A 20,872-nucleotide genomic window follows, 5' to 3' on the forward strand; every position below is an offset into this window, starting at 1 on the left:
CGACGCCAACCTGCGCGGCGCCTACCTGAGCGGCGCCAACCTGAGCGACGCCAACCTGCGCGGCGCCTACCTGAGCGGCGCCAACCTGCGCGACGCCAACCTGCGCGGCGCCTACCTGAGCGGCGCCAACCTGAGCGACGCCAACCTGCGCGGCGCCTACCTGAGCGACGCCAACCTGCGCGGCGGCCTGAAGCTCGCCGGCAAGCGCCCCTACTTCGCCATCGGCCCGATCGGCTCGCGCCACGACAACCTGGTCGCGTACATCACCGACCAGGGCCTTCGCCTGCAAGCTGGCTGCTTCTTCGGAACGCGTGACGAGTTCGTTTCAAAGCTGGATGAGGAGCACGGCGAAAACGAGCACGGCAAAGAGTACCGCGCAGCGCTGGCGATGGTGGATGTGCATGTGTCGCTCTGGACGCCTGCTGTTGAAGCGGTCGAGGTGGCGTGATGGACGACCTCACCCCTACCACTGCTGGCCTCGAAGTCAGCGAACTGTCTGGCGCTGAGGCATTGGACGCGATCAACGGCCGGCTGAAGCTGGACGTGCCGCACGTTGCAGGCGAGCGGGTGATCGAGATGCGCGGCACGGTGCCGGCGGATTGGAGCCTGTCGTGAGCGCGGCGACGCACACGCCTGGGCCGTGGCCCATTGAGCGACGTCAAACGTCAATCACCGCGATAGGCCCTTGCGTCGCGGATGAATACGCCGGCTCCGCATGGCTTGATGTGTCAGAAGCAGACGCCCAACTGATCGCCGCGGCTCCTGATCTGCTGGCTGCCTGCCAACAGTTCATGTACTCGGTGCCGCATACCGAAATCCATGGTGAACCTGGAAGCTTGCTCGAGGTGATGCGCACGGCTATCGCCAAAGCCACAGGTGCTGCGGAGAGGGAAGCATGAGCGCGCTCAAGAGTCACAGCCGCTACCCGTACACCTTCGCATGCGACTTCTTGCGCGGCAAGGTGGACGACTTCAATGTCGACTTTGGAATGCGCGTTCCGACCATCAGCCGTTCGCAGGCATCGCAGGCGATTGGCGCTATTGCTGATGTGCTGGGCGTAACGAAGCAAGAACTCGCGGAGAAGCTTGCGGATCGCTGGATCGCTGATGTGGAGTTGACTGCACCTCCCAAGGAGGCCGCATGACATTCCTCGACCGCATCACAAGCGCCTACCGCTTCCTCACGCAGGAACAGCGCGCGATGTTCGAGCCCTGCAGGTCTGAGCAGGCTGTCAGACGCATCGCTGCGCGCATGGGCGCCAAGTTGCCCGGGAACGTGTGATGGGCTACCGCAACGCCACCCCCGAGCCCCGCGAGCGCGACGACGAGCTCGAGCGCCTGGCCCGCCAAGACGCCGCCAAGCGCCGCCACCACGCCGCCTTTATGGCCCACCCAGACCCTCGCGACCCGGACCACCCCGAACCCTTCTATGAGGACGACGAATCATGACGCTCGCTGACCGCTGCATTGCATGGATCGGGACGGTTGCCCTGGTCGTCATCTGGCTCACCAGGGGCTGACCATGGAACACGAAGACACGGCCTTCCACCGGCCGATCGACCTGGCCAGCCATCGCACCGCGCGCGCCACGCGCCGCATACGCGCCGGCCGCATCCCTTCGGAATTCATGCCACTGGACTACGCCGCCGATCCGGCTGTGCACCAGGGCATCGAAGGGCCCGGAGTGCCGTGGGGCGCCCTGGTGTCCATCGCCGCCTTCTGCATCGCAATCCTGGTGTGCGCCGCCTACGGCGTGCACTGCTTCTTCGCCCACTGAAAGAGACCCATGACCGAAGTTCTCGAATCGCCCAAGTTCGCCATCGCCGAATACTCGGCAACCGCCGCCGCGCTGGCTGAGCTGCGCGGCCGGCTCGCCAATGTGGCCTACGACTTGTCGACAGGCAAAGGCCTCGACATCGCCAAGAAAGACCGCGCCGAGGTCAAGGGCCTGCGCGTCGCACTGGAAGCGAAGCGCGTCGAGCTGAAGGCCCCGGCTCTGGAGCGCTCCCGCCTGATCGATGCCGAGGCCAAGGCGCTCACCGCCGAGCTGGTCGCGCTGGAGAAGCCCATCGACGACCAGATCAAGGCCGAAGAGCAGCGCAAGGAAGCCGAGAAGGCGGCGCGCGAGCAGGCAGCGCGAGAAGCTGCTGCGGCGGTTCAGGTGCGCATCGACGCGATCCGCGCCTTCGCCGTGATCCCGGCCAACGTCAAGGCCGCAGGAATTCAGGTCGGCATCGACAACCTGACGGCGGTAGAGATCACGCTGGAGGCGTTCGGCGAACGTGCCGGCGAAGCAGCCCAAGCCAAGGCGCAGACGCTGCAGCGCATGAACGACATGCTGGATGGCGCGCTGGAGTTCGAAGCCGAGCAGGCGCGACTCGCAGCCGAACGCGAAGAGTTGGCCCGCCAGCGCGCCGAGCAGGAAGCCCGCGAGAAGGCCGAGCGCGAGCGTGTCGCCGCCGAGCAGAAGAAGGAAGCCGACCGCCTAGCCGCCGAGCGCGCCGCGTTCGAGAAGGAGCAGGCTGCCGCGCGTGCAGAAGCCAAGAAGCGCGAGGACGCCGACCGTGCGCGCCGCGACGAGGAAGACCGCCTGGCACGCGAAGCCCGCGCCGCCGAGGACAAGCGCATCGCTGACGCCCGCGCTGTGCTGGAGGCCGAGCAGCGTGCCGTCCGCGAAGCACAGGAGGCCAAGGACGCCGCAGCACGCAAGGAAGCCCAGGACAAGGCCGACGCCGAAGCCGCCGCTGAACGCAAGCGTCTGGACGACGAGGCCGCAGCACTGCGCGCCGAGCAGCAGCGCGCCGCCGACGCAGCGCGCGCCAAGGCCCAGGCCGAAGCCAAGAAGGCAGCGAAGGCCGCCGCGAAGCTGGCTGCCGCCCAGAAGGCCGGTCCGCGCTTGCTCGAAGCGCTCAAGATCGCAGTGGCCTACATGCCGCAGGGCGCCGAACAGGACGGCATCGCCGACTTGATCGCCGAAGTGGAAGGGAGTGCAGCATGAGCGAGCTGGCTACCACCAACAACGCCAACCCGGCCGCCGCCGTCCTCACGCACGCCAAGACCGTGCAGGAGGTCATGAAGTCGGTCATGAAGCAGAACGTGCACTACGGGACGATCCCCGGCGCCGGTGACAAGCCGACGCTGCTGAAGTCGGGCGCCGAGGTGCTTTGCATGACCTTCCGCATCGCCGACAAGTACGAAGTCACCGACCTGTCGGCGGCCGGCTCCATCCGCTACCGGGTGACGTGTATCGCCGAGCACCAGACGACCGGCGAAGTGCTGGGTTCCGGCCTCGGCGAATGTTCCACCGATGAGGAGAAGTACCGCTGGCGTAAGGCAGTGTGCAAGGAGGAGTTTGAGGCGACCGCGCCGGACATGCGCCGGGTCAAGTTCGGCCGCAAGCAAGGCGGCCACTACACCGTCGAGCAGGTGCGCACCGAGCCCGCCGACCTGGCGAATACCGTCCTGAAGATGGCCTGCAAGCGCGCCAAGATCGCGATGGTTCTGAACGTCACGGCAGCGTCGGACATGTTCAGTCAAGACCTCGAAGACCTCGACGCTGAATTGGTGCGCCACTTGGCAGAGGACGAACGCGAAGCGCAGATGCAAGTGGTGCGCGACGAGTGGGCCGCAAAGGCTGCCAGCGCGACGACCGAAGAGGCGCTGCGCAAGGTCATGCAGGACGGCGTCAAGGTGTTCCAGTCCGCACGCGACAAGGACGGCTATTCGGCGTTCGCCAAGGCCGTGCAGGCGCGCGGCGCCGTGCTGAAGGAGGCCGTCCATGCGTGACTTTAAATTCCGCTGCAGCTCCATCGGCAAGCTGATGACCGAGCCGAAGTCGAAGGCCGAAGGGCCGCTGTCCGTGGGCGCCAAGACCTACATCCGCGAGCTGGCCGCTCAGGAGATCCTCGGTATTGAGTTCCAAGTCTCCAGCAAGGAAATGGAGAAGGGCATCGAGGTCGAGCAGGAGGCGATCGACCTGTTCAATCGCGTGCGCGGCCTTAACCTCGTCAAGAACAAGGAGCGCCGCACGAATGACTTCCTGACCGGAGAGTGCGACCTTTTCAACGCCGCAGCGCGGCGCGGCCACGACATGAAGTCGTCCTGGTCGGCGAAGACCTTCCCGATCGTGGTGGCCGACTGCGAAGACAAGCTCTACGAGTGGCAGATGCGCGGCTACATGGCCCTGTGGGACGCCGCCGAGTGGTCGGTCGACTACGCGCTGGTCGACACGCCCGAACGCCTCATCGGCTTCGAGCCACTGTCGATGCACGTCGTCAGCCACATCCCTGAGCACCTACGGCTCACCAGCTGGACGATCAAGCGCGACCCCGAAAAGGAAGCCGAGATCTACCAGAAGGTGATGCACGCGCGCGCCTACATGGCCGAAGTCATCGCCGAGTTCGACCGCTCGCACACCGGCCTCGAGTTGCTGGCCGCCTGACACATGAACATCATGGCCAAGCACCGGATCATCAACGAGTACGTCCGCTCCCGCGAGCTGGCGCCAAGCCACGACGCGGCATGCGAAGCCGTGGCGCAGAGGACCGGCCTCGAGGTCGACATCGTTCGCGGCGTCGTGGACGAGCACCTGGCGCTCAACCATGGGGAGCTGGCTTGACATGGCTCTTCATTCCATCGAACTCTGCGCCGGAGTGGGCATGCTCGGAGAAGGACTGCGAGCCGGGCTCGGACATCTGGGCGTCGAGACTCGCACCGTCGTCTACGTTGAGCGGGAAGCTCACGCCGCAGCCGTCTTGGCGGCGCGTATCGAAGAAGGAAGCCTGGACCCGGCTCCTGTCTGGTCCGACATGCTCACCTTCGACGCTCGAGCGTGGCGCGGCGCAGTGGATTGCGTCGCTGCAGGCTTCCCCTGCCAAGACCTCAGCCTTGCAGGCCGCCGTGCTGGGCTCGACGGCACGCGCTCCGGCCTCTTCTTCACCGTCCTCGACATCGCCGACGCTTGCGGTGCGTGGCTCATCGTTCTGGAGAACGTTGCAGGCATCGCTTCTGCCACCGCTTCCGTTGTGGACGAAGCCAGCGCCTCCGACTATGCCGCCAAGCCCGATGGAAGCGGCTTTTCGGACGTGGGCATTGAAGATGGACGCCTACTCGAGCGCGCGGCCGCCCGAGTCGTGGGAGAACTGGCCGACCGCGGGTGGCACGCGGAATGGATCACTCTTTCAGCGTCCGATGTGGGCGCCAGTCACGGCCGCGCCCGCTGGTTCTGCATCGCGTGGCGCATGGCCGACGCCAGCACAGCGGGATGGGGATGCCCGAAGGGGCGCGACACATCCGGACAGCGATGCATGGAAGAACAAGGTGGCGCGCGGCGCGGTGAATGCGGCGGGGATGCTGTCGGACGACTTGAAGTCGTCGGCGGTTCACTGGCCGACCCCAGCGGCACGCGATGCCAAGGGCGCGAACTCGGAAGAACACGCGCTTGTAACGGGGGGGGGCAGGAAGCACATGGACCAGCTAGCGAACTTCGTGGCGTATTCTCCCCAGGCCCAGCCGACCCGCGATGGGGAGCCATCCTCGCCAAACACCCCGAGCTCGCCCCGGCACTTGAACCCACTTTTCGGTGCGTGGTTGATGGGCTGGCCTTCAGCATGGGTGATAGCCGAGCCGCACGCCTCAAGTGCGTTGGCAACGGCGTTGTGGCGCTCCAAGCTGGCGCAGGAATTGTCGAACTTGTGCGGCGCGCCAGGGAGCCGATGAGATGACCACGCGCTCCTACAACCTTCTGCGCCCCTTCCGACAGCAGGCCCTGGTGGCGGTGAAGACCGAGCACTGCCGCCCGCCGACGTTCAAGCCCGAGCAGGACGTCCGCGGCGAGATGCCGTGCCCGCGCTGCGGCAGCCGACTGAAGTTCTACGTCCCCGCCTCGAGCGGGTTCAGCACCGGCCGCTGCGTCGCCTCTTGTGGCGTCGAGTGGCGCGAATAGGAACACCATGACCAAAGACCCCTTCAACAACGGCCAGCCGCTGGACCCGCTGGACAACCTGCACCCGCGTCCCAACATCAGCAGCGGAGAGAGCGCCCTTCGCACAATCGCTGAATTCCCTGTGACCGACGAAGCGACAAACATGGACGCCGTCAACATGCGCAGGATCGCGCAGGACGGCCTCGCAGCCCTTGCTACCCAGCCTGCCCCGGCCGAGCAGGCGTTTCAGAAGGCACTGGAAATCCGGATGTCGCAGGGCTGGCAGCTTGGCGGAAACGCATGCCCCGTGCTGTACACCGACACCATCAACGGCGAGCAAGTCATGCGTGATGACCTGTGGCTTGCAACCACTGCGGGATTGAAGGGGGCGCCTGCCCCTGCCGAGGTGGTGGCGTGGACACCAGGGCCGAACGTCTTCAAGGACTGGTGCTCGCAGTGGTTCGGCCCCGACTCCGACGACGACTACCTCGCCCGAGCGGTATTCGATCTGCCGCCGATGGCTCAGCGCTTCCGCCATCCCGCCCCTGTGGGTGACGCCCCTAGTGTGCCCACGGCCGGCATCACCATTGACTTCAAGCAGGCGACCGAGCTTCTGGAAATGTTCGGCGGCGAGCCCACGGAAATCACGCTGATGGCCGGTGAAGGCCATTCCGGCGAGGGCTTGTACGCGGTCTACAACGCCGACCCGGAGGGCGCGGTCTATCTTGGGAAGACCGACGAGGACGCCGCCCCGAGTGCGCCCACGGACCCCAAGAGCGCGGCAGGGTCGGACCTGGACAGGCTGTGCCGCTTCCGTTTGAGCAGCAAGCTAGGCTTGACATGCAAAGACGATAACGGCCCGTTCGTGCGGTATGACGATGTGCGCAAAGTTCTCTCCGCAACCATGAGCGCAACAGCGTCAGCCCTGCCAAGATTCCCGAACGTTTCGTGCAGCCAATGCGGGCAGGACTTCGGCCCAGGCAACGAAGGCTTTAGCCACTGCTCGGACCACGCGAAAGCAAAACCTTTCTACGCGGAACTGGCCGACGAACAAATCACGGAGATCGCGACTGTGGAACACGCGGCCGGTCGGTTGGCTTGGTCAGGGTTCAAGAAAGACGACAGCGGCGCATACCGCATCCCGGTGATCGAAGGGATTCACTGCAACTTGGTGCGTGCGGTCGTCGCCTCCCTTGCCGCTCCGAGTGCGCCCGCCAGCGCTGCGCCTTCGTCACTGAGTGCCGAGGACATCGACAAGAAGGTGCGCGAGGTCTACATCGGAGAAGGGCCGCGCGGCTTGATGCTGCTGTGCAAACGGTTGATGGGTGCGAGCGTGCAGCCTGTGCAGGCGAGCTTGAGCGATGGCTTGCAGAAGGTGGCGGTTCGGCGAGAAGTTGAGGAACGTTGCATGAAGGAAGCCGATAGAGACGGTCGATTCCTCAACGCGCAAGGCCATCAGCAAGCCATCAGCGCCATCGACTTCTGCGTGGCAGCTCTGGCTTCCTCCACTCCCACCAACCCAACAAAGGCCGAATGATGGCAACCCGTATCGCATGCACAGCACTGACCGGACGAATCGTTCAGGGTCGCGTCAACGCAGCCGGCAACGCCTTCACGGGCGAGAAGAAGGACATCACCAGCGACGTGCTCAAAGCCGTCATCGACAAAGCCGAGTTCCACGGCGGCGAATTCGAGATCGCCAGCGGTGACGAGAAGTGGACCGTCACCGTCACCAAGGAGGCCACTCCAACCAAGGGCGGGGAGGCGTCATGAGCACATGGACTGTTGAGGTCGTTGCATATGACGGCCTGGAGGTGGTGCGCCGCCTTCGTTGCAACAGCGAGCGAACCGCCGACACCACGGAGCGCGGATTGCTGCGGAACATGAACGTGGCGGACTACTTCACGCGGATCGTCCCGCCCACCCAGCCCCCAGGGGCTGCCACACCCAAGGAGTCATCGTGATCGACGTTTGCTATGTCATCTCTTGGCGCTACAGCGACGGCAGCGCCAGCGGCACGGTCTGCGTGCACCACGACAAAGCGCGGTCGGAAGCCGTGCTGCGCATCTTGGAAGAGCAAGGCGAGGCACGCCGATTCCGAATCGAGGCCGTGCCGTTCGACCCAGCCCACGCCGCTCCAGCGGCGGCCAGTACCAAGGAGTCCGCATGAGCGCCGAACTGAAGCCTTGCCCGTTCTGTTCGCATCAGGCGGCCCCCAAGATTATCGACAGACGCGACCTCCAAGACTTGATCGACGGCGAGTTTGACGAAAGCAACGATGTCTATTTCGCGGTGATTTGCGACGCAAGCAGGCCGGGCGGTCCCGGAGGCTGCGGCGGCATGGGCGGATTCGCTGCGACCAAAGAGAAGGCTGTCGACCTTTGGAACCAGCGCGCAACCCCCGCACCAGGGGCGCCAGGGAAGGAAGCTGCAGCAGTGCAAGCAGTTGGGGCAGCGCCCGAGGCCGGCCACGTCATGACGCTGCGCGACCACCACTGCGGAGAGTTCAAGGACGACTTCGACTGGGGCGCGCTGCCGCCTCATTACCTGCAGCACATCGGCCATCCGGCCACTACAGAAGGGCGGAAGCCGTGAAAGAACGACCGATTCTCTTTTCGGCGCCGATGGTGCGCGCCCTGCTGGCCGGCACGAAGACGCAGACGAGGCGGCTGGTGAAGGGCCTCAACGACAGGATGTGGATAGAGGATACCGCTGCGGGCGGATTCGCGGTCTGCTACGACGGCGACCCATGCTGCGGCACCGGCGTATGGGATGTGAAGGAGCATGCCTACCCGATCGTCTGCCCCTACGGCGTGCCCGGCGACCGGCTGTGGGTGCGCGAGAACGGCTGGGAGCGGCCCGAGCGCACCCCTCGGCAGATGCGCGAAGGCGCCGACACCTGGGCGCCCTACTACTTCGACGCCGACGGTCTTTCACGATCGGAGTCGGAAGACTTCAAGGCCTGGGGCTTCAAGCGCCGCCCGAGCATTCACATGCCGCGCTGGGCGTCGCGCATCCTGCTGGAGGTCACAGAGGTGCGCGTCGAGCGGCTGCAGGACATCAGCGAAGCCGACTCGATGGCCGAGGGCGTCGACATGAGCGAGCCCATCACGATGCCGTTCAGCCCTGGCATGGAGTGGTGCACGGTCACCATGAAGCCACGCAGCGCGCGCGAAGCCTACGCGGCGCTCTGGGAATCGATCAACGACCCCGGCGCATGGGATGCGAATCCCTGGGTCTGGGCTGTGTCCTTCCGTGTCTTACCACCTGGAGGTGGTGCGATATGATCGAAGCAGTAATCCTCGAGCGACTCGACAGCCTCACGCGCGCGTTCGTCGCGCTGGCAAAGCTCAGCGGTGCGCGCCTCACTCGCGCCGCGATGTGCGAGCGCCTGGGCATCAGCGGCAAGACCCTCACCGACCGCGTGCGCAAGGGCAACGTTCCATCGCCGTGCCGCGATGGCAAGTGGCTGCTCAGCGAAGTGGTCGAGTGGGAATCACGCGAGGCGTCGCGCTAGATCTGACACGTTGGGGTTGTAGCTAGTGCATTCTCGAATTACAATAGTGCATGACTACCGAACTGACCCAAGCCCGTCTCTTTGACGCTCTCACATATGACCCGGCAACTGGCGAGTTCGTCAGTAAGAGTCGCGGGCGCAAGGGCTTGCCCGCTGGCTGCATAAACGGTCTGGGATACCAAGTCATCCGGATAGACAAACGCCTGTATGCGGCCCACCGGCTTGCGTGGCTGTACGTGCATGGAAAGTGGCCTGCTGGCGTCATTGACCACATCAATGGGCAGCGAGCCGATAACCGCATGGAGAACCTGCGCGACATCGGCAAGCCACAAAACCACCAGAACCTCAAGGGCGCGCAAACCAATGGCACGTCAGGGTATCTTGGGGTCACCTACAACGCGAAGCGAAAGCACTTCATAGCGCAGATCGTGGTTGGCGGACGATTCAACTACATCGGATCGTTTCCAACCCCTGAGCTGGCACATGAGGCTTACTTGAACGCGAAGCGCGTTCTACATCCATGCGGCACACTCTAGGCCAGCCTCTTCGCAATGTCGCTGGCCTTAGGGTTGTAGTAGACCAAGGCTTGAGTCGTCTTCACCCAGCCCATGATCTTGCACAGATCGAGCACGTCGACCTTGCGGGCCAGGCGCGTGCAGGCAGTGTGCCGGCTGTCATGGAACGTGAAGCCCTCCAACCCGGCCCGGGCGCGCGCCTTGCGAAACAGGGCATCCAAGGTCTGCGCGCCGATGCCAAACACCAGCTCCGGATCCCAGCCGCGCATCCGATCGATCAGGCGAGCAGCCACGGGGCTCAGCGGGACCAGCCGGCCCTTGGTCTTGGTGACGTAGAGGATGACGTGATCGCTGCGCACCTCGGACCACTTGAGGCCCGTGATCTCGCCCGCGCGCATGCCGGTGGCCAGCGCCATCAGGAAAGCCGCGGCAACCGCCTGGGATACCTTCCTGGGCTCGGCGTGCGTGTGGCCCAGCTTCCGCAGCACCTGCCGAGCCTCAAGGCCCGAGATGAGCCTGTCGCGGTGGTCTGGGTTGGACGGCTTGCGCACGTCGCGCATCGGGTTGGTCTGGATCCACTTCCATTCGCGCCGGGCCTCCTCGAAGATCGCCGACATCAGCCCCATGTCGCGCAGCACAGTTCCTCGAGCGTTCAGCTTCAGCCGTTCCTCGCGCCACTGGCCAAGATCCATCGACGTCACGTCGCGCACCTTCGCCTTGAGCGGAAGCCGGTGCTTCGTCGGATCCTCAAACGCCTTCAGGCGGATCAGCTCCTTGGCGTTGCCGCGCTTGGCCGGCGTCACCTGCTCGCCGTACTGCCTCAGCATGTCGAGCATCGTCTTGCGCGAGCCTGGGCCGGCCTTGCCATCACTGCGCAGTTCCAGGGTTCGGCGCGAGCTCCATTCGTCGGCTTCGCGCTTCGTGTCGAAGGTGCCGCTCTCGCGAACGCCAGCGATCTCAATCTGCACGCGCCAGGTGCCCTGCGCGGTCTTCTTTGCCTTCGCCATTTCGGGGGATCGTCCGGGAGGAATTCGGGGGATGAACCTTCCCAACTATTCCGCGTAGCAGGGAAGCCGACCGAATCATATAGGCTGACGAGGCCAGAGTTTCCATCGCTTTTCCCTGTGGCGAGGAAACTATGCGGAAAAACTCAAGTTTAGGGTGGTGCCCGGAACCGGGGTCGAACCGGTATGCCCCTTATGCAGGAAGCGGCGGATTTTAAGTCCGATGTGTCTACCAATTTCACCATCCGGGCCGGTCTGGGCAACGAAGATAACCCAAAACAAAACAGCCCCGACAACAAGGGTTGGCGGGGCCTGAAGAAGATGGAGGCGCGACCCGGAGTCGAACCGGGCTAGACGGATTTGCAATCCGTTGCATAACCGCTTTGCTATCGCGCCACGCTTTTTCTGGGTCGTCTTGAATTCTTCGTTTGTCGCGAAAAAAAGGGAAGCCGGAGCTTCCCTTTTTCAAAACTGGAGCGGGATAAGAGACTCGAACTCTCGACCTATACCTTGGCAAGGTATCGCTCTACCAACTGAGCTAATCCCGCGTTTCGAGCCTTGGATTATAGAACACTTTTTCGAGCGTCTACAAGGTCCGCGGCATCAATGCTTGATCGACCCTTCAGCCGGAGCAGGCGCGGCCGCGCGCTGCTTTGACAGCTCCGCCACGGCGGCAGCGGACGCCGCCACTTCCTCGTCGGACAGCGGCGTGGGCATTTTCTCGAGCGCGATCTCCAGCACCTTGTCGATCCACTTGACCGGCACGATCTCCAGGCCGTTCTTCACGTTCTCCGGAATGTCCTGCAGATCCTTGGCGTTCTCCTCGGGGATCAGCACCGTCTTGATGCCGCCGCGCAGGGCGGCCAGCAGCTTTTCCTTCAGGCCGCCGATGGCCGTGACCTCGCCGCGCAGCGTGATCTCGCCGGTCATCGCGACGTCGCCGCGCACCGGGATGCCGGTCAGCGCCGACACGAAGGCCGTCGTCATCGCCGCACCGGCGCTCGGACCGTCCTTGGGCGTCGCGCCATCCGGCACGTGGATATGGATGTCACGCTTCTCGAAGACGTCGTCCCGGATGCCCAGCCGGTGGGCGCGGCTGCGCACCACCGTGCGGGCCGCCTCGACCGACTCCTTCATCACGTCGCCGAGCGAACCGGTGCGGCTGATCACGCCCTTGCCGGGCATGGCCACGGCCTCGATCGTCAGCAGGTCGCCGCCGACCTCGGTCCAGGCGAGGCCGACCACCTGGCCGACCTGGTTCTGCTTTTCGGCCAGCCCGAAGGTGTACTTGCGCACGCCGAGGAAGTCGTTGAGGTTGGCACCGTCGACCATGACCTTGGGCGTCATCTTCTTCAGCAGCAGACCCTTCACCACCTTGCGGCAGATCTTCGACAGCTCGCGCTCGAGCGAACGCACGCCGGCTTCACGGGTGTAGTAGCGCACGATGTCGCGCACCGCTTCTTCGGTGATCAGCAGCTCCTCGTCCTTCACACCGTTGTTCTTCATCTGCTTGGGCAGCAGGTACTTCAGTGCGATGTGCGTCTTCTCGTCCTCGGTGTAGCCCGCCAGGCGGATGACTTCCATGCGGTCGAGCAGCGCCGGCGGGATGTTCATCGAGTTGGAGGTCGCCACGAACATAACGTCGCTCAGGTCGAAGTCCACCTCGACGTAATGGTCGCCGAAGGTGTGGTTCTGCTCGGGGTCCAGCACTTCGAGCAGCGCGCTCGACGGGTCGCCCCGGAAGTCGGTGCCCAGTTTGTCGATCTCGTCGAGCAGGAACAGCGGATTGCGCGTGCCGATCTTCGTCAGGCCCTGCAGCACCTTGCCCGGCAGCGCGCCGATGTAGGTGCGGCGGTGCCCGCGGATCTCGGCCTCGTCGCGCATGCCGCCCAGTGCCATGCGGGTGTACTTGCGCCCGGTCGCCTTGGCGATCGACTGTCCGAGCGAGGTCTTGCCCACGCCCGGTGGGCCGACCAGGCACAGGATCGGCGCCTTGACCTTGTCGACGCGCTGTTGCACCGCGAGGTATTCCAGGATGCGGTCCTTGACCTTGTCGAGGCCGTAGTGGTCCTCATTGAGCACGGCCTCGGCGTGCGCCAGGTCGTGCTTGATCTTGGTCTTCTTGCTCCAAGGCAGGCCGATCAGCACGTCGATGTAGTTGCGCACCACGGTCGCCTCGGCCGACATGGGCGACATCAGCTTGAGCTTCTTGAGCTCGCCCTCGGCCTTCTTGAGCGCGTCCTTGGGCATCTTGGCGAGCTTGATCTTCTTCTCGATCTCCTCGATGTCCGCGCCGTCCTCGCCCTCGCCCAGTTCCTTCTGGATCGCCTTGACCTGTTCGTTCAGGTAGAAGTCGCGCTGGTTCTTCTCCATCTGCCGCTTCACGCGGCCGCGGATCTTCTTGTCGACGTTGAGGATGTCGACCTCGCGCTCGAGCTGGCCGTACAGGTTCTCCAGCCGCTCCTTGATGCTGTCGAGGTCGAGCACCGCCTGCTTGTTGTCGAGCTTGAGCGGCAGGTGCGCGGCGATGGTGTCAGCCAGGCGGCCCGGATCGTCGATACTGGAGATTGAGGTGAGGATCTCGGGCGGAATCTTCTTGTTCAGTTTGACGTACTGGTCGAACTGCTGCATCACCGCGCGGCGCAGCGCCTCGATCTCGGTGCCCTTCTGGGCGGCGGCCTCGGGCACCTCGACCGGCGTGACATTGGCGGTGAAGTGCGTCTCGCCGTCATGGATGCTGTTGACGCGGGCGCGCTGCTGGCCTTCGACCAGCACCTTCACGGTGCCGTCGGGCAGCTTGAGCATCTGCAGGATGGTCGAGACGCAGCCGACCTCGAACATGTCCGCGACTGAGGGCTCGTCCTTGGCGGCGGCTTTCTGGGCCACCAGCATGATGCGTCGCTCGGCTTCCATGGCCAGTTCGAGCGCCTTGATGCTCTTGGGGCGGCCCACGAAGAGCGGGATCACCATGTGGGGGAACACCACGACGTCGCGCAGCGGCAGCAGCGGCAGGTCGATGGCGTCGGGAGGCAGGGGGGTATGGCCGGACATGCGAATCCTCGGAGTGATCAGGCAAAAGTGGCACGCGCCGCGCGGATTTCAAGACCCGGCGGCGCGTTCATCGTAGGGCACGCGCCAGGCGCGTGGTCCGTCGGGCGAAATAGCCCTGGCACTTAGGCCTTTTTCGCCGCCTCGCGGTACACGAGCAGCGGCGGTTTGTTTTCCTCGATGGTCGACTCCTCGACCACCACCTTGGCGACGTTCGTTGCATTGGGCAACTCGAACATCGTGTCGATCAGCGACTGCTCCAGGATCGAGCGCAAGCCGCGCGCGCCGGTCTTGCGGGCCAGCGCCTTGCGGGCGATGGCCTTGAGCGCGGTCGGGCGGATCTCCAGGTCGACACCCTCCATCTGCAGCAGCTTGGTGAACTGCTTGACCACCGCGTTCTTCGGCTCGGTCAGGATCTGCACCAGCGCGTCTTCGCTGAGTTCGGCCAGCGACGCCACCACCGGCATGCGCCCCACCAGTTCGGGGATCAGGCCGAACTTGATCAGGTCTTCCGGCTCCACCTCGCGGAACACCTCGGTGATGCTGCGCTGGGCCTTGCTCTTGACCATCGCGCCGAAGCCGATGCCCGAGGCCTCGGTGCGGTTCTCGATCACCTTCTCCAGGCCCGCGAACGCACCGCCGCAGATGAACAGGATGTTGGTCGTGTCGATCTGCAGGAAATCCTGGTTCGGGTGCTTGCGCCCGCCCTGCGGCGGCACGCTGGCCATCGTGCCTTCGATGAGCTTGAGCAGCGCCTGCTGCACGCCCTCGCCCGACACGTCGCGGGTGATCGACGGGTTGTCCGACTTGCGCGAGATCTTGTCGATCTCGTCGATGTAGACGATGCCGCGCTGCGCCTTCTCCACCTCGTAGTTGCAGCTCTGCAGCAGCTTCTGGATGATGTTCTCGACGTCCTCGCCGACGTAGCCGGCTTCGGTCAGCGTGGTGGCGTCGGCCATCACGAAGGGCACGTCGAGCATGCGGGCCAGCGTCTGCGCCAGCAGCGTCTTGCCCGAGCCCGTGGGGCCGATCAGCAGGATGTTGCTCTTGCTGAGTTCGACCTCGTCGCCCTTCGTGTTCTTTTCCTTGTGGCGCAGCCGCTTGTAGTGGTTGTAGACCGCCACCGACAGCATGCGCTTGGCCGGTTCCTGGCCGATCACGTAGTTGTCGAGGTTGGTCTTGATCTCCAGCGGCGTCGGCAGGTCACTGCGCGCGTCACGCGCCTCGTCGCCCGCGGGCAGTTCGTCGCGGATGATCTCGTTGCAGAGATCGATGCACTCGTCGCAGATGAACACCGACGGACCGGCGATCAGCTTCTTGACCTCGTGCTGGCTCTTACCGCAGAAGGAGCAGTAAAGCGTTTTTTCGCTGGAAGAGCCTTTTTTCTCGGCCATGGGCAAATGCCTCGTAACAGGGGTGGATCAATGATAACGAAACAAAAACGGCGTTCTCCGCATGGAAAACGCCGTCGTTGCGCAGGCGCCGCAGCGCCGGGGCGCGGGATCAGCCGCGCTTCGAGATCACCTGGTCGATCAAGCCGTAGTCTTTCGACTCGTCGGCGGTCAGGAAGTAGTCGCGCTCGGTGTCGCGGGCGATCTTCTCCAGCGGCTGGCCGGTGCGCTCGGCCAGGATGCGGTTCATCTGCTCGCGCGTCTTCAGGATGTCGCGTGCATGGATCTCGATGTCCGTCGCCTGGCCACGGGCGCCGCCCAGCACCTGGTGGATCATGATCTTCGAATTGGGCAGCGAGAAACGCTTGCCCTTTTCGCCGGCCGCCAGCAGGAAGGCGCCCATGCTGGCCGCGAAGCCGATGCACAGGGTCGACACCGCCGGCTTGATGAACTGCATCGTGTCGTAGATCGCCATGCCGGCGCTCACGCTGCCGCCCGGCGAGTTGATGTAGAACGAAATGTCCTTGTCCGGGTTCTCGCTCTCGAGGAACAGGAGCTGGGCGACCACCAGGTTGGCCGTCTGGTCGTTGACCTCGCCCACCAGGAAGATCACGCGCTCCTTGAGCAGACGCGAATAGATGTCATAGGACCGCTCGCCGCGGCCGGATTGCTCGATCACCATCGGCACCATGCCGAGACCTTGGATGTCCTGTGCGCTCATGAATAGCTCCGTTCAGTGCTTGACCTGCCGGGAATGCCCCGGTAAAGGTTCAGATGGGGATGGTGCCGGCGGGTGCAAGCCCCGTCGGGGTGCGCCGTGATCAGCCTTGCTGCGCCATCAGCTCGTCGAAGGACACCGACTTGTCGGCGACCTTGGCCTGGCCCAGCACGAAATCGGTCACGTTGTTCTCGATCACGACGGCTTCGACCTCGGCCAGGCGGCGGTTGTCGCTGAAGTACCAGCGCACCACGTCGGCCGGCTTCTCGTAGCTGGCGGCCAGCTCGTCGATGTGCGCCTTGATCTGCTCGGGCTTGGCCTGCAGGTTGTTGGCACGCACCAGTTCGGCGACCACCAGGCCCAGGCGCACGCGGCGCTCGGCCTGCGGGCGGAAGACTTCGTCGGGGATCGGGGCCTTGTCGGCGTCCTTGATGCCGCGCTGCTTGAGCTCGGCGCGGGCGCCTTCGACCATGCGGTCGATTTCGGACTGCACGCTCGACTTCGGCAGGTCGAGTTCGGCGTTGGCGATCAGCGCGTCCATCACGGCGTTCTTGTTGCGCGCCAGGACGCGGAACTTCACTTCGCGCTCGAGGTTGCGCTTGATGTCGGCGCGCAGGCCTTCGACCGTGGCGTCCTCGATGCCGAGCGACTTGGCCAGCTGTTCGTTGACTTCCGGCAGGTGCGAGGCTTCGATCTTCTTCACGGTGACCATGAAGTCGGCCTGCTTGCCGGCCACGTCCTTGCCGTGGTAGTCAGCCGGAAACGACAGCGGAAAGGTGCGGCTGTCACCGGACTTCAGGCCGCGCACGGCGTCTTCGAATTCCTTGAGCATCTGGCCTTCGCCGATGATGAACTGGAAGTCCTCGGCCTTGCCGCCCTGGAAGGGCTCGCCGTCGATCTTGCCCTCGAAGTCGACCGTCACGCGGTCGTTGTCGGCAGCGGCGGCGTCCTGGGCGCGCTGCGCGAAGGTGCGGCGCTGCTTGCGCAGGATGTCGAGCGTCTTGTCGATCGCCTCGTCGCTCACCTCGGCGGTGACGCGGTCGACCTCTGCGTTGGCCAGGTCGTTGATCTTGACGTCGGGGAACACCTCGAACACCGCGTCGAAGGCCATCACGCCCTCGGGCGCCTCTTCCTTCTCGGTGATGCGCGGCTGGCCGGCCACGCGCAGCTTGGCTTCGTTGGCGGCCTGCGAGAAGGCCTCGCCGACCTTGTCGTTCATGACTTCGTAGTGCACCGAGTAGCCGTAGCGCTGGGCCACGACGTTCATCGGCACCTTGCCGGGACGGAAACCGTCCATCTTCACGGTGCGGGCCAGCTTCTTCAGGCGGGAATCGACTTCCGACTGGATGGTGCCGACGGGCAGTGTCAGCGTGATCTTGCGCTCGAGTTTCTCGAGGGTTTCAACATTCACGGTCATTTCGTTATTCCTTGTGAGGGTGTGCTGGTGCGCGGGGCCGGACTCGAACCGGCACGTTCTTGCGAACGTCAGGACCTAAACCTGGTGCGTCTACCAATTTCGCCACCCGCGCTGTCAGGTGAATCAAGCAAAAACGGGCGGCCTCGCATGCAGACCACCCGCTTCGAAATCGGTCAACCGCGCATTTTAGACGCTAACCGGGGTCGCTTTTTCTTCCCGCTTCACGCGGAACGCGGCGGCATACATCGCCGGCAGGGCCAGCAGGGTGAGCACGGTGGCCACGATCAGCCCGCCCATGATGGCCACGGCCATCGGCCCCCAGAACACGCTGCGCGACAGCGGAATCATCGCCAGCACCGCTGCAGCAGCGGTCAGCACGATGGGACGCAGCCGCCGCACGGCCGATTCCACGATCGCGTCCCAGGCCGGCACGCCGGCGGCACGGTCGCTCTCGATCTGGTCGATCAGGATCACCGAGTTGCGCTGGATCATGCCCATCAGCGCGATCACGCCGAGCAGCGCGACGAAGCCGAAGGGCCGGTTCAGCAGCAGCAGCGCCGCCGCCACGCCCGCGATCCCCAGCGGCCCGGTGATGAACACCAGCAGCGCCCGGCTGAAGCTGTGCAGCTGCAGCATGAGCAGTGTGAAGACCAGGAACAGCATGATCGGTATGCCCGCCACGATCGAGGTCGAGCCCTTGCTGCTTTCCTCCACCGCGCCGGCCACCTCGATGCGATAGCCGCCCTGCCCGGCCGCGCGCCACTTCGCTTCCAGCGCGCGCAGTTCGGGCAGCAGTTGCTGGGTCACGGTCGCGCCCTGCAGGCCTTCGACGATGTCGGCATTCACGGTGATGGCGTAGTCGCGGTTCTCGCGCCACATCACGCCCGGCTCCCAGGTGAAGACCGGCCTGGCGATCTGCGCGAGCGGGATCGAGCGGCCCGATGCCGTCGGCAGGTAGGCGTTGCCAATATCGGAGATCGCTTCGCGCTCGTCGGGCGACTGGCGCAGCACGATGTCGATCAGCCGGTCGTTCTCGCGGTACTGGCCGATGGTGGTGCCGCTGAACATGGTGCGCGATGCCTGCGCGATGGCCTGGCTCGTCACGCCCAGCGCGCGCGCCTTGTCCTGGTCGACATCGAGGCGGATCACCTTCACCGACTCGTTCCAGTTGTCGTTCACGCCACGCGTGTTCGCGTTCTGGCGCATCGCCGCCTTCACCTCGTCGGCATGCAGACGCAACTGCACCGGGTCGGCTCCGATCACACGGAACTGCACCGGGTAAGCCACGGGCGGCCCGTTCGGCAACAGCTTGGCACGGGCGCGCACCTCGGGAAACTCCTGGGCCAGCAACGCGGGCAGGCGACGGCGCAAGGCGTCGCGCTGATGCAGGTCGTTGGCCAGCACCAGCACCTGCGAGGCATTGGTCTGCGGGAAGATGTAGTCGAGCGGCAGGTAGAAGCGCGGCACGCCGCTGCCGATCCAGGTCGTCACGGTGACGACCTCGGGCTCCTGCATCAGCCGCTGCTCCACGCGCTTGGCGATGTCCTCGTTGGCCGGGAAGGCGGTGCCTTCGGGCGACCACAGGTCGACCAGGATCTCCGGCCGGGCCGAATCCGGGAAGAACTGCTGCTGCACCCGGCCCATCCCCGCGATGCCGAGCGCGAAGATCGCCACCGTCGCGCCGATGGTCAGCCAGCGGTACCGGACGCACCAGTTCACGGCGCCGCGGAAGGCGTTGTAGAAGCGCGAGTCGAAGAGTTCGTGCGGCGGCGCGTCGGGGTCATGCGGCTTCACCTTGAGCAGCAGCGTGCCCAGGTACGGCACGAAATAGACCGAGACGATCCACGAGAGCACCAACGCGATCACCGTCACCGCGAAGATCGCGAAGGTGTATTCGCCGGTGGTCGACTTGGCCAGGCCGATCGGCAGGAAGCCGGCGGCCGTGATGAGCGTGCCGGTCAGCATCGGCTTGGCCGTCACGTCGTAGGCGAAGGTGGCGGCACGGGTCTTGTCGTAGCCCTCCTCCATCTTCCGCACCATCATCTCCACCGCGATGATCGCGTCGTCCACCAGCAGGCCCAGCGCGATGATCAGCGAGCCGAGCGACACCTTGTGCAGCCCGATGCCGAAGTAGTTCATGGCCAGGAAGGTCACGGCCAGCACCAGCGGGATCGTGATCGCCACCACCAGCCCAGGCCGCACGTCGATGTGCCAGCCGAAGCGCCCGCCCTTGTGCAGACCGAGCGCGATGAAGCTCACCGCCAGGACGATCACCACCGCCTCGATCAGCACCTGGACGAACTCGTTGACCGAGGTCGCCACCGCGCGCGGCTGGTCCTGCACCTGGGCCAGCGTCGCGCCGGCCGGCAGGCGCTGGCCGATGTCGGCCACCGCCACGCGCAGCGCCTGGCCCAGCGCGATGATGTCGCCGCCCTTGGCCATGGACACGCCCAGCGCCACGACCTCCTTGCCCTGGTGATGCACCTTGATGCCCGGCGGGTCGACCGTGCCACGGCGGATCTCGGCGATGTCGCCCAGGCGCAGCTGGTTCCCCGAACTGCCGCGGATAGGCATCTCGCGCAGCTGCTCCACGCTGGTGAACTGGCCCGCGACGCGCACCTGCACCATGTCGAGCGGCGACTGGATCGTGCCGGCACTTTCCACCGCGTTCTGTGCGCCGATCTGCTGCAGCACCGCATTCATGTCCAGGCCCAGCTGCGCCACGCGCTTCTGTGACACCTCGACGTAGATCTTCTCGTCCTGCAGGCCGAACTGCTCGACCTTCGCCACGTCCTTCACCCGCAGCAGCCCCTGGCGCACCTCGTCGGCGAAGGTCTTGATCTCGGCGGGCGAATAGCCGTCGGTCTGCAGCGCATAGATCACGCCGTACACATCGCCGTACTCGTCGTTGAAGAACGGCCCCTGCACGCCGCCGGGCAGCGTGCCCCGCATGTCGCCGATCTTCTTGCGCACCGTGTACCAGACGTTCGCCACCTCGCTGGGCTTCGACGAATCCTTGATCTCGAAGATGATCAGCGACTCGCCGGGCTTGGAGTAGCTGCGGATCCTGCTGGCGTAAGGCGCCTCCTGCAGCGTGCGCTCGAGCTTGTCGGTCACCTGCTCGGCCATCTGCTGCGCGGTCGCGCCGGGCCAGTAGGTGCGCATCACCATGATGCGGAAGGTGAAGGGCGGGTCTTCGTCCTGGCCCAGCTGGAAGTACGAGGCGAAGCCCAGCACCATGAACGCGATCATCAGGTAGCGCGTCAGCGCCGCGTGCTCGAGCGCCCATTTCGACAGGTTGAAGCCGGCCTTGCCGGTCGCTTGGCTCGGGGTGGTCATC

General features: G+C 64.9%; 26 protein-coding genes and 4 tRNA genes. 20 read left to right on the plus strand and 10 right to left on the minus strand.

Going from position 1 to position 20,872, the window contains the following annotated elements; genetic code table 11:
* From N8A90_RS09645 to N8A90_RS09740, 20 genes are all read left to right on the plus strand, one after another.
* Positions 1-448, plus strand: a 448-nt coding sequence (locus tag N8A90_RS09645) for a pentapeptide repeat-containing protein (RefSeq protein WP_262074634.1), incomplete at its 5' end; no start/stop codon positions are given.
* A complete protein-coding gene (locus tag N8A90_RS09650) occupies positions 448-615 on the plus strand; it encodes a hypothetical protein (RefSeq protein ID WP_262074636.1) in 168 nt (55 codons plus the stop codon). The genes N8A90_RS09645 and N8A90_RS09650, both read left to right, overlap by 1 nt.
* On the plus strand, positions 612-899 hold the full coding sequence (locus N8A90_RS09655; RefSeq protein WP_262074638.1) for a hypothetical protein: 288 nt from the start codon (positions 612-614) through the stop codon (positions 897-899). Before N8A90_RS09650 ends, N8A90_RS09655 begins: the two co-directional genes overlap by 4 nt.
* Positions 896-1,144 (plus strand): hypothetical protein, encoded by a 249-nt coding sequence (locus N8A90_RS09660; protein WP_262074639.1) that lies wholly within the window; start codon positions 896-898, stop codon positions 1,142-1,144. Before N8A90_RS09655 ends, N8A90_RS09660 begins: the two co-directional genes overlap by 4 nt.
* The gene (locus N8A90_RS09665; RefSeq protein ID WP_262074640.1) at positions 1,141-1,281 is read left to right on the plus strand and encodes a hypothetical protein; all 141 of its coding nucleotides are present in this window, start codon (positions 1,141-1,143) and stop codon (positions 1,279-1,281) included. The genes N8A90_RS09660 and N8A90_RS09665 overlap by 4 nt, the downstream gene beginning before the upstream one ends.
* Positions 1,281-1,448: a hypothetical protein gene (locus tag N8A90_RS09670; RefSeq protein ID WP_262074641.1), complete on the plus strand. Its 168-nt coding sequence runs from the start codon at positions 1,281-1,283 to the stop codon at positions 1,446-1,448. Before N8A90_RS09665 ends, N8A90_RS09670 begins: the two co-directional genes overlap by 1 nt.
* 73 nt (positions 1,449-1,521) lie before the next feature.
* Positions 1,522-1,776, plus strand: a complete 255-nt coding sequence (locus N8A90_RS09675; protein WP_262074642.1) for a hypothetical protein — start codon at positions 1,522-1,524, stop codon at positions 1,774-1,776.
* Between the two features lie 9 nt (positions 1,777-1,785).
* Positions 1,786-2,997 carry a hypothetical protein gene (locus N8A90_RS09680; protein ID WP_262074643.1) on the plus strand — a complete coding sequence of 404 codons (1,212 nt, stop codon included), beginning with the start codon at positions 1,786-1,788 and terminating at the stop codon, positions 2,995-2,997.
* Positions 2,994-3,785 (plus strand): hypothetical protein, encoded by a 792-nt coding sequence (locus tag N8A90_RS09685; protein WP_262074644.1) that lies wholly within the window; start codon positions 2,994-2,996, stop codon positions 3,783-3,785. Before N8A90_RS09680 ends, N8A90_RS09685 begins: the two co-directional genes overlap by 4 nt.
* A complete protein-coding gene (locus tag N8A90_RS09690) occupies positions 3,778-4,440 on the plus strand; it encodes a hypothetical protein (protein WP_262074645.1) in 663 nt (220 codons plus the stop codon). Before N8A90_RS09685 ends, N8A90_RS09690 begins: the two co-directional genes overlap by 8 nt.
* A 3-nt stretch (positions 4,441-4,443) precedes the next feature.
* Positions 4,444-4,617: a hypothetical protein gene (locus N8A90_RS09695; protein WP_262074646.1), complete on the plus strand. Its 174-nt coding sequence runs from the start codon at positions 4,444-4,446 to the stop codon at positions 4,615-4,617.
* Between the two features lies 1 nt (position 4,618).
* A complete protein-coding gene (locus N8A90_RS09700) occupies positions 4,619-5,722 on the plus strand; it encodes a DNA cytosine methyltransferase (protein ID WP_262074647.1) in 1,104 nt (367 codons plus the stop codon).
* A complete protein-coding gene (locus tag N8A90_RS09705; protein WP_262074648.1) occupies positions 5,719-5,943 on the plus strand; it encodes a hypothetical protein in 225 nt (74 codons plus the stop codon). The genes N8A90_RS09700 and N8A90_RS09705 overlap by 4 nt, the downstream gene beginning before the upstream one ends.
* Positions 5,944-5,950: 7 nt before the next feature.
* A complete protein-coding gene (locus N8A90_RS09710; protein WP_262074649.1) occupies positions 5,951-7,459 on the plus strand; it encodes a hypothetical protein in 1,509 nt (502 codons plus the stop codon).
* The gene (locus tag N8A90_RS09715; protein ID WP_262074650.1) at positions 7,456-7,695 is read left to right on the plus strand and encodes a hypothetical protein; all 240 of its coding nucleotides are present in this window, start codon (positions 7,456-7,458) and stop codon (positions 7,693-7,695) included. The genes N8A90_RS09710 and N8A90_RS09715 overlap by 4 nt, the downstream gene beginning before the upstream one ends.
* Positions 7,696-7,882: 187 nt before the next feature.
* Complete coding sequence (locus tag N8A90_RS09720; RefSeq protein WP_262074651.1) at positions 7,883-8,092, plus strand: hypothetical protein; 210 nt, start codon at positions 7,883-7,885, stop codon at positions 8,090-8,092.
* A complete protein-coding gene (locus N8A90_RS09725) occupies positions 8,089-8,517 on the plus strand; it encodes a Lar family restriction alleviation protein (protein WP_262074652.1) in 429 nt (142 codons plus the stop codon). Before N8A90_RS09720 ends, N8A90_RS09725 begins: the two co-directional genes overlap by 4 nt.
* On the plus strand, positions 8,514-9,209 hold the full coding sequence (locus N8A90_RS09730) for a hypothetical protein (RefSeq protein ID WP_262074653.1): 696 nt from the start codon (positions 8,514-8,516) through the stop codon (positions 9,207-9,209). The genes N8A90_RS09725 and N8A90_RS09730 overlap by 4 nt, the downstream gene beginning before the upstream one ends.
* On the plus strand, positions 9,206-9,439 hold the full coding sequence (locus tag N8A90_RS09735) for a helix-turn-helix transcriptional regulator (protein ID WP_262074654.1): 234 nt from the start codon (positions 9,206-9,208) through the stop codon (positions 9,437-9,439). The genes N8A90_RS09730 and N8A90_RS09735 overlap by 4 nt, the downstream gene beginning before the upstream one ends.
* Before the next feature lie 50 nt (positions 9,440-9,489).
* Positions 9,490-9,975, plus strand: coding sequence for an HNH endonuclease signature motif containing protein (locus N8A90_RS09740; protein WP_262074655.1), 486 nt, complete (start codon positions 9,490-9,492; stop codon positions 9,973-9,975).
* On the opposite strand, the gene N8A90_RS09745 is transcribed toward N8A90_RS09740, so the two are convergent.
* The 10 genes from N8A90_RS09745 to N8A90_RS09790 all read right to left on the minus strand — a co-directional run bounded on the left by N8A90_RS09745 (position 9,972) and on the right by N8A90_RS09790 (position 20,871).
* The gene (locus tag N8A90_RS09745) at positions 9,972-10,961 is read right to left on the minus strand and encodes a tyrosine-type recombinase/integrase (protein WP_262074656.1); all 990 of its coding nucleotides are present in this window, start codon (positions 10,959-10,961) and stop codon (positions 9,972-9,974) included. The two genes, N8A90_RS09740 and N8A90_RS09745, sit on opposite strands and share 4 nt — an antisense overlap.
* Before the next feature lie 155 nt (positions 10,962-11,116).
* Positions 11,117-11,209: transfer RNA gene (locus N8A90_RS09750), tRNA-Leu, on the minus strand.
* A gap of 71 nt (positions 11,210-11,280) precedes the next feature.
* Positions 11,281-11,354: transfer RNA gene (locus N8A90_RS09755), tRNA-Cys, on the minus strand.
* A gap of 76 nt (positions 11,355-11,430) precedes the next feature.
* Positions 11,431-11,506, minus strand: a tRNA-Gly gene (locus tag N8A90_RS09760).
* 55 nt (positions 11,507-11,561) lie between these two features.
* Positions 11,562-14,009: an endopeptidase La gene (gene lon / locus N8A90_RS09765; protein ID WP_262074657.1), complete on the minus strand. Its 2,448-nt coding sequence runs from the start codon at positions 14,007-14,009 to the stop codon at positions 11,562-11,564.
* Positions 14,010-14,131: 122 nt separating this feature from the next.
* Entirely contained in the window at positions 14,132-15,400 is a 1,269-nt protein-coding gene (gene clpX, locus N8A90_RS09770; protein WP_262074658.1) for an ATP-dependent Clp protease ATP-binding subunit ClpX, read from the minus strand.
* A gap of 109 nt (positions 15,401-15,509) precedes the next feature.
* A complete protein-coding gene (clpP, locus tag N8A90_RS09775; protein WP_262074659.1) occupies positions 15,510-16,118 on the minus strand; it encodes an ATP-dependent Clp endopeptidase proteolytic subunit ClpP in 609 nt (202 codons plus the stop codon).
* A 100-nt stretch (positions 16,119-16,218) separates the two neighbouring features.
* Positions 16,219-17,532: a trigger factor gene (gene tig / locus N8A90_RS09780; RefSeq protein WP_262074661.1), complete on the minus strand. Its 1,314-nt coding sequence runs from the start codon at positions 17,530-17,532 to the stop codon at positions 16,219-16,221.
* 25 nt (positions 17,533-17,557) lie between these two features.
* Positions 17,558-17,644 (minus strand) — tRNA-Leu (locus tag N8A90_RS09785).
* A gap of 74 nt (positions 17,645-17,718) precedes the next feature.
* Entirely contained in the window at positions 17,719-20,871 is a 3,153-nt protein-coding gene (locus N8A90_RS09790) for an efflux RND transporter permease subunit (RefSeq protein ID WP_262074662.1), read from the minus strand.
* Position 20,872: the final 1 nt, after the last annotated feature.

Origin of the sequence: Variovorax sp. N23 (assembly GCF_025486315.1) — a bacterium.
Taxonomy (GTDB): Bacteria; Pseudomonadota; Gammaproteobacteria; order Burkholderiales; family Burkholderiaceae_C; genus Variovorax.